Source organism: uncultured Flavobacterium sp., assembly GCF_963975005.1.
In the GTDB taxonomy this organism is placed as follows: Bacteria; Bacteroidota; Bacteroidia; order Flavobacteriales; family Flavobacteriaceae; genus Flavobacterium.
Genome location: NZ_CAXBFR010000117.1, coordinates 1 through 9,051, shown reverse-complemented (window position 1 = coordinate 9,051; position 9,051 = coordinate 1). Strand labels below are relative to the sequence as shown.

Below are 9,051 nucleotides of genomic sequence, written 5' to 3'. Positions count from 1 at the left end.
GACGCATTAAAAATAGTAGATGAAAATAATGTGACTTTGCTAGGAGCAAATGTCTATTGGCTCAATACAAATATTGGTGTAGTCACCAATGAAGACGGTGTATTCACCATAAAAAAATCACAAGAAACAACAAGCTTGGTAGTTAGCTATATTGGTTATAATACAAAAAAAATTGAAGTAATTGATGATTCCTTTTTAACCATAAAGTTAAAAGCTGTTGAAGAATTGTCAACCGTTACGGTTTCAAAAACTATAAAAAGCACAGAACATTCTTTATTTAAAGCAACCAATGTGCAAACTATGGGGCAAAGAGAGTTGTTAAAAGCAGCTTGTTGTAATATTTCTGAAAGCTTTTCAACAAACCCATCAATTGATGTAAATTATTCTGATGCTGTTACTGGAAACAAACAAATAAAGATGTTAGGATTAACAAGTCCGTATATTTTAATTGCTGAAGAAAATATTCCATCTGTTCGTGGAGCTTCACAAGCTTATGGGTTGTCTTTTGTGCCTGGAACTTGGGTGGAAAGCATTCAAATTACAAAAGGTGCAGGGAGTGTAATTAATGGATATGAAAGTATTTCAGGGCAAATTAATTATGAAATTTTAAAACCAGCGAATGATATTCCATTTTTCTTAAACGCTTATGGTTCAACGGATAGTCGTTTTGAATTAAACACGCATTTCAATCAAAAATATTCAGATAAATTGAGTTCTACCTTATTTCTTCATGGAAATACTAGGTTGAATAAAAATGACATGAATGACGATGGTTTTTTAGATAGTCCTATTGGAAAACAAATTAATGTTCTAAACCGTTGGCAATATAATGATGCTGAAAATGGAATTGTAAGTTTCTTAAATCTTCGTTACATGAATGACGAAAAACAAGCGGGTCAAGTGGCTTTTAATCCTGATACGGATAAATTAACTACAAATGCTTGGGGAAGCGAAATCAATACAGAAAAATTTGAAATTTCAAATAAGACTGGTTATGTTTTTCCAGATATGCCTTATCAAAGTATTGGTTTTCAAAACTCCTTTCAATCACACAATCAAGAATCTTATTTTGGTTTAAATCAATATGATATTGATCAAAAAAGTCTTTATTCTAATTTGCTTTTCAGTTCGATAATTACAAATACTAAAAATAAATTCACCACTGGAATTAATTTTACTTACGATAAATATAAGGAGTTTGTTGCTGTAAATTTTGCTCAAGATTTTTCTAGAATTGATAATTCAGTAGGAGCTTTTTTTGAGTATGATTATGATAATTTAGATAATTTTCAAGTTGTTGCCGGAATTCGAGTTGATAATCACAATCGTTTAGGAACGTTTGTTACACCAAGATTGCATATCAGATATAATCCTTGGAAAGATGCTGTTTTGAGAACTTCAATTGGAAGAGGAAAAAGAGCAGCCAATATTTTTGCTGAAAATCAACAACTTTTTGCTTCAAGCAGGAGTTTTTCAATCTTAAATACTGAAGGAACATTATATGGTTTAAATCCAGAAATTGCATGGAATTACGGATTAAGTTTTATCCAAAATTTCAAACTATTTGGAAGGGATTCAGGAATCGTTTTAGATTATTACAGAACCGATTTTCAAAATCAAGCTGTTGTAGATGTTGATTTTAGTCCTCAACAAGTAGTGTTTTATAATTTAAAAGGTAATAGTGTAGCTAATTCTTTTCAAGCCGAGTTTAATATTGAATTGAAAAAACATTTGAACTTTAAAACGGCATATAAATATTATGATGTTAACACTGATTATATTGTTGGAAATCTTCAAAAAGCCTTACAAGCTAAAAACAGATTTTTTGCTAATTTAGCCTATGAAACTCATATTTTAGACAAGGGGCAACAATGGAAATTTGATGCCACGTACAATTGGTTAGGAAAACAACGTTTGCCAAATACTTCAAGTAATTTACCTCAATATCGTTTAGATGAATTTGGAGAAGCTTTCGGAGTTGTAAATGCCCAAATAACAAGAACATTTTCTAGCACGTTTGAACTATATGTTGGAGGAGAAAATATTGGAAATTACAAACAAAATAATGCAATTGTTGGAGCAAATGATCCTTTTGGCGCTTATTTTGATAGTAGTATGATCTATGGACCTGTTTTTGGTCAAATGTATTATGCAGGTTTACGATTTAAAATAAAATAGTATTAAGATTTTAGTATTAAGATTTTAAAAGATAGATTCAAATAACAAATTTTTAATTAAAATATAAATGATGAAAAAAATAATTGTAGTACTATTGCTCGCTTTTGTTGGGTTTTCAATGAATGCTCAAGACAAAGCTGTTAAGAAAAGCAAAAACAAAGAAGTAATTATAAAAGCTTTAGGTAATTGTGAAATGTGTGAAAAACGTATCGAAAAAGCAGCTTTTTCTGTAAAAGGAGTTAAGAGTGCAGAATGGCATGTGGATTGTCAAGACGTTCATGTAATTATTGATGAAAATAAATGCACTAAAGAAGATGTTGCCAAAGCAATTGCAAGTGTTGGTCACGATACAGACTTAGTAAAAGCTTCTGATAAAGTTTATGAAGAAATGCACAGTTGTTGTCAATACGAAAGATTATAAAAATAAGTATTAAAAAAGTTCTAAATATATGTTTAGGACTTTTTTAATAAATTTAAGTCAATATTAATTTTCATGCTTGTTTTTTGTTATACATTTGCCTGATATTTAAAAGTAAAAGTGAATATAATTAAAAACAGTTTCAAGAAGCTAATTTTTATAGTTCCGATGTTGGCATTAGTGCTTGCATTGTATTCTTTTGCCCAAAAGCAAAATTCTTTTAGATCAGAGACAAAAACAATAGTTTCTAATTTTGACCACAAACAATCTCCAACATTTACTTCTTCAGATATAGAAGATAAAGATTTGGTGTATAACGAGTCAGAAAAAACAGAATTTGAAATAGAATTAAACTTTTTTCATGATTATTCTTTTCAGGATAATTTTCTTGAATTAAAACATGATTCTAGAATAAATTCAATTACCAATAATTTCCCTAAAACAAATCAGAAACTTCCTTTGTATGATTTGTTTTGCAATTGGAAACTGCATTTTATTTAATACATAAATTTTTACTTCGTTTGTAATTACTACAAATGAATCACTTATGTATTAACCTTTTTTTCATTTTAAAATGAATAATCCTCATTCAAGTTTTGACGAACAACATGTTCTTCATCGCTTAAGACACTATTTACCAGCGCAAAATCCGTTGAAAGATTTTGTGCATCACAATACTTTGCATGCCTTTCAAAACAAACATTTCTTTGATGCATTACAAGAAGCTTCTGAAGTTTTTGGGTATAAGACCTATTTGTCCATAGAAGTATTTAGAAAACGTTTTCACAATAAAGATATTAATCCTGATGTTTTAAATCAGGTTGTTATCAAAAATAAAGGAAATAAAAATCTTGATTTATGGCTAGAAAAAATGCTGCATAAATCATATGACGAATCTATAAGTCCAAGAATAGGAAGTTTACGCTCAAATTGGAAATCACAATACACCATGAATTTGGATAAATCTACACATAGTACTTTGTTTAGAGTACTTTGTAGTTATTTAGATCAAGGAATTGCCATGTGGTCTTTTCCTATTCATGACAAAGGATTTTTGTCCTCAATTCGTGAATTAGAACGTACTAGTTTTTCGGGATTTTTCAGCACAAAGCGTGCTAAGAGATTGCTAGAAGAAAAAGCTACAATTACCGATTTATTAAAAATTGTAGTTGGTGATGAACGTTTTTACGAAACTTATATTTTTGATCAACAGTTTTCGCATCCTGGTTGGAGTGGAATGGTGGCGACTTTAGAAAGTAATCCAACATCACTTTTAGATAAAAAATCAATTACTTTAGAAGAACTTATTATTTTCGAATTACTTCTTGAAATTGATACATTAGATCAGAAATTTAAAGAAAATTGGGCGCCATTAGCGAGCAGAATTCAATCAGAACCACAAGATTTATTTAGATTAGTGGAGGCTGATGAACATTTTGAAGTTTTATCGTTATGGCAGCAGGCTTTTGAATGGTCTTTGTATGATCAAGTGTTAGCAACTGTTAAGCATCATAAACCATCCAATGAAAAAGTTATACCAAGTTTTCAGGCTTTCTTTTGCATGGATGATCGAGAAGGTTCTTTTAGAAGACATATTGAACATTTAGACAAAAATGCAGTTACGTTTGGAACAGCTGCTTTTTTTAATTTCGAATTCTTTTATCAACCGGTTGACGGCAAGTTTTTTACAAAACTTTGTCCAGCACCAATGACTCCGGCTTTTTTAGTAAAAGAGCAACCTAGAAAGAAAAAACACGCCAAAGATTTTCATTACCACAAACGTTCACATTCATTATTTTTTGGGTGGATTATTTCACAAACGTTGGGTTTTTCGGCAGCCGTAAAACTATTTTTAAATATTTTTCAGCCAAGAATGACACCTGCTACAAGTTCATCTTTTAAGCATTTGAATAAGAAATCTAAACTGCATATCGAAAATAAAGATGTTACTGATAGAGTTGATAATTTGCAAGTAGGTTTTACCGTGGAAGAAATGACCAATAGAGTAGAAGACTTGTTGCGAAGTAATGGGTTAGTCGATAATTTTGCTTCAATTGTTTATTTAGTAGGTCATGGTGCAACAAGTGTTAACAATACACATTATGCTGGTTACGATTGTGGTGCATGTTGTGGAAGACCAAGTTCAGTTAACGCAACTGTTGCTTGTTTCGCAATTAATCATCCAAAAGTTAGAAAAAATTTAGTTCAAAGGGGTATTGTGATTCCAATTGAAACACAGTTTTTACCAGCTTTACATGACACCACTCGTGATGAAATTACTTTTTATCAAGAAGAAAGTTTGTCAGAAAACAATAAAAATCTACACCAACAAAATGCTATAGTTTTTGAAGCTGCTTTAGATAATAATGCCAAAGAGCGTTCTCGTAGGTTTGATACCGTAGATTCTACTCAATCCCTTAAAAAAGTACATGAAAGCATTAAAAGACGTTCGGTTTCTTTATTTGAACCACGTCCAGAATTGAATCATGCCACAAATGCCATGTGTGTTGTAGGAAGAAGAAGTTTGTCTAAACATATGTTTTTAGATAGACGTTCTTTTATGAATTCATACGATTATACCATTGATCCTTCGGGAGATTATTTGGCAGGGATTTTAGGTGCCGTTGCTCCTGTTGGTGGTGGAATTAATTTGGAGTATTATTTTTCTAGAGTTGACAATCAAAAATTAGGTGCAGGAAGTAAATTACCTCATAATGTAATGGGACTAATTGGTGTTGCAAATGGAATTGACGGTGATTTACGACCAGGTTTACCAAGTCAGATGATTGAAGTGCATGATCCTATTCGATTGTTAGTTATAGTTGAGCATTTTCCTGAAAAAGTAAAATATGCTATTACTAAAAGTCCAGCAACTTATGAATGGTTTATAAACGAATGGGTAAAATTAGTTGTTGTGCATCCTGAAACTTTAGAATTATATCATTTTCAAGAAGGAAATTTCGAAATATATAATCCAATTCAACAAGAAACAATTACAATTTCAGATGAATTAAAATTAGCTGAAACTATTATTGATAACCTTCCAATTGGAATACTAAATTAAGAAATTATGAACGAGTTATTACAGTTTTTTATAGCCTTACCTTTAGTAGGTTTTATCATAAGTTTATTGTTGCCTGAAAGAAAAGAATCTTTAATTTCTTGGGTAGCTTTTGGAACCGTTTTTATACAATTAATTGCTTTAATTATATTTATTGTTTTTTGGATCTTTGATGGTGCAAATCATTTAAACTTAAACGAAGCTACATTGTTAAAAACGAATCATTACGAGTTTTTTATTGATTTTTATTTTGATAAAATATCGGCTGTGTATTTGTTTATTGGAGCACTTTTAACTTCAATGATTACTACTTATAGCCGTTATTATTTGCATAGAGAAAAAGGATACAAGCGTTTTTTTAACACGGTTTTATTTTTCTTTTTTGGTTATAATTTAGCCATTTTATCAGGAAATTTTGAGACCCTTTTCATTGGTTGGGAAATCATTGGAATTTCATCTTTCTTGTTAATTGCTTTTTATAGAGAGCGTTATTTGCCAGTTAAAAATGCCTTCAAAGTGTTTTCAATTTATAGAATTGGAGACATCGGAATGATATTGGCCATGTGGGCAAGTCATCATTTATTTCATGAAAACATAACTTTCATGAAAATGAATAATTTTGAATTGGTAAATGAACATTTGCAAAATCATACTTTAATAGGAACGTTTATTGCACTTTCGTTAGCTTTAGCTGCAGCTGCAAAATCGGCTCAAATTCCGTTTTCGTCGTGGTTGCCTAGAGCAATGGAAGGGCCAACACCATCTAGTGCAATTTTCTATGGTTCACTTTCTGTACATTTAGGTGTTTTCTTGATGTTGCGTACTTTTCCTTTTTGGGAACATCAAACTTCTATGCGAATTGCAATTGGTTTAATGGGGTTAACCACAAGTATAATGGCTGCTTATATGGCCAAAGTACAATCGTCTGTAAAAAGTCAAGTTGCCTATAGTTCTATTTCTCAAATTGGATTAATTTTTATTGAAGTTGCATTAGGTTTAGAGACTTTAGCTTTGTTTCATTTTGCCGGAAATGCTTTTTTAAGAACTTATCAATTATTGGTTTCACCATCAGTAGTAAGTTATATGATTCGTGAGCAATTTTACAATTTTCAACCCAAAGCAAGAGGTATCAAAAATACGTTTCCAAAACGTATAGAATATGCACTTTATATATGGAGTTTAAAAGAATTCAAATTGGAGCAATTTATGAATTTTGTTCTTTGGAGACCTTTAAAAACTTTAGGAAAATCATTAGACTTTTTAAATTTAAAACGTTTGATTTTAGTATTTATTCCAACATTTCTTTTAGGTATTTTGCTTTTTGAATTCAAAGCATCAATTCCTTTAAGGTTACTAAATGTTTTACCTGAACTATTTGCTTTCATTGGATTACTATTTGTTTTCAAAGCCTTTTCTGAAAGAAAAAGTCCTTTTGTGGCTTGGGTTCTTATTGTACTCAATCACTTTTGGATTGCTTTAGCAATAGTATTTAATGAAAAAGTAGATTTTTCAGAATTACTGGTCTATTTATCAGGAATTATTTTGGCCGGAATAGTGGGTTACTTGGCGTTATTAAAGTTAAAAAAGATGGAATCTAACGTAAACTTAAATCAGTATTTAGGTCATGTCTATGAACATCCAAAATTTGCTTTTTTCTTTTTATTAGCAGCTCTAGGTGTAACCGGATTTCCGATTACAACCACATTCATTGGGGAAGATTTAATTTTTAGTCATATTGAAAGTAATCAAGTGATGCTCGCTTTCTTTATAGCTTCAAGTTTTATTGTTTCAGGAATTGCCGGAATTCGAATTTATACTCGATTATTTCTTGGTCCTCACATCAAAACGTATCATGAATTACCTTATCGTTCTTCATAATACAAAATCAATTCAAAACACAATTTCAAAACACAATTTCAAAACACAATAGGGATTAGGTTATAATTTAAAAATCTATTGTCCAAAATCTAATAATCAAAAAATAAAATGAATAAAAGTATTAAAAAATATATACCTGCTGATGGTTTAGCAGGATTGAGAGAGAATTTTAAAGCAGATGCTATTTCAGGTTTTATCGTTTTCTTGTTGGCATTACCTTTAAGTTTGGGTATTGCGAAAGCATCAGCTTTCCCTCCAGTTATGGGTTTATTAACCGCTATAATTGGTGGTATTTTTGTGAGTTTCATAATGGGTTCAAGATTAACGATTAAAGGACCAGCTGCTGGTTTAATTGTTATTGTTGCTGGTTCTGTGGCCGAGTTTGGTCAAGGAGATGATATCTTGGGTTGGAAATTAGCTTTAGGAGCAATGGTTGTTGCTGGTGTAGTTCAAATTTTATTTGGAGTTTTTAAATTAGGAAAATTAGCCGATTTCTTTCCGCTTTCTGCTATTCATGGAATGTTAGCGGCAATTGGAATTATAATTATTGCTAAACAAATTCCGGTTTTATTAAACGATAATCCAGCTTTAGGAAAAGGAAAAGGACCTTTAGAATTATTAGCTAATATTCCAAATTTCATTATGAATTTAGATCCAAAAGCTAGTTTAATTGGAATTGTAAGTTTAGCCATTATGATGGGTTGGCCATATATTAAAAACAAAAATATAAAAATGATTCCGGCACCTTTAGTAGTGTTGTTGTTTGCAATTCCATGTGAATTGTTTATGCACTTTAAAGAAACTGAACCAGCTTATGCTTTAGTTAAAATTGGAAATTTTGTTGATTCATTAGGCCTTAATGCTAGTTTTGATGGTATTTCTCATACTGGGATTTTTATAAAATATGTAATCATGTTTGCTTTAGTAGGTTCTTTGGAGTCACTTTTAACAGTCAAAGCTATTGATTTGATGGATCCATTCAAACGTAAATCTGATATGAATAAAGATTTAATTGCTGTTGGAATCGGAAATACATTTGCAGCATTTTTAGGTGGTATACCAATGATTTCTGAAGTGGCTCGTTCTTCTTCAAATGTAAATAATGGAGCACAAACTCGTTGGGCTAATTTTTTTCATGGGGTTTTTATCTTATTGTTTGTATTAGTTGCTTCACCTGTATTAGAAATGATTCCAAATGCAGCTTTAGCAGCTATGTTAATTACAGTAGGTGTTAAATTAGCTCATCCTAAAGAATTCATTCATACTTTTCAAATTGGAAAAGAACAATTGGCTATTTTCTTAGTAACTATTTTCTTTACTTTATTTGAAGATTTATTAGTAGGAATTGCAGCAGGTATTGTTTTAAAAATGATAATTCATTTGTTTAACGGAACACCAATTTCGTCTTTCTTTAAAGCACCAACTTTGGTCTCTTTTGAAGGAAATAATTACTTAGTTGAAATAGATAAAGCAGCTATTTTTAAACTAAAATTAAAATCTCTACTGAAGCTTTTGT

At 30.7% G+C, this 9,051-nt stretch carries 6 protein-coding genes; all 6 read left to right on the top strand.

Annotation, left to right across the window (positions count from 1 at the left end; all coding sequences use genetic code 11):
• On the top strand, nucleotides 1-2,178 hold a 2,178-nt coding region (locus tag AACZ53_RS12110), incomplete at its 5' end, for a TonB-dependent receptor (protein WP_339838814.1).
• Nucleotides 2,179-2,248: 70 nt separating this feature from the next.
• On the top strand, nucleotides 2,249-2,599 hold the full coding sequence (locus AACZ53_RS12105; RefSeq protein ID WP_339838811.1) for a metal transporter: 351 nt from the start codon (nucleotides 2,249-2,251) through the stop codon (nucleotides 2,597-2,599).
• 117 nt (nucleotides 2,600-2,716) lie between these two features.
• On the top strand, nucleotides 2,717-3,097 hold the full coding sequence (locus tag AACZ53_RS12100) for a hypothetical protein (protein ID WP_339838808.1): 381 nt from the start codon (nucleotides 2,717-2,719) through the stop codon (nucleotides 3,095-3,097).
• Nucleotides 3,098-3,170: 73 nt separating this feature from the next.
• Complete coding sequence (locus AACZ53_RS12095) at nucleotides 3,171-5,660, top strand: DUF2309 domain-containing protein (RefSeq protein ID WP_339838805.1); 2,490 nt, start codon at nucleotides 3,171-3,173, stop codon at nucleotides 5,658-5,660.
• A gap of 6 nt (nucleotides 5,661-5,666) precedes the next feature.
• The gene (locus AACZ53_RS12090; RefSeq protein WP_339838802.1) at nucleotides 5,667-7,535 is read left to right on the top strand and encodes a proton-conducting transporter membrane subunit; all 1,869 of its coding nucleotides are present in this window, start codon (nucleotides 5,667-5,669) and stop codon (nucleotides 7,533-7,535) included.
• 108 nt (nucleotides 7,536-7,643) lie between these two features.
• Nucleotides 7,644-9,051, top strand: a 1,408-nt coding sequence (locus AACZ53_RS12085) for a SulP family inorganic anion transporter (protein ID WP_339838798.1), incomplete at its 3' end; no start/stop codon positions are given.

Excerpts from the sequence above, each read along its gene's own strand:
- AACZ53_RS12095 (WP_339838805.1), top strand. The coding sequence starts at position 3,171 with ATGAATAATCCTCATTCAAGTTTTGACGAACAACATGTTCTTCATCGC.
- AACZ53_RS12105 (WP_339838811.1), top strand. The coding sequence starts at position 2,249 with ATGAAAAAAATAATTGTAGTACTATTGCTCGCTTTTGTTGGGTTTTCA.
- AACZ53_RS12090 (WP_339838802.1), top strand. The coding sequence starts at position 5,667 with ATGAACGAGTTATTACAGTTTTTTATAGCCTTACCTTTAGTAGGTTTT.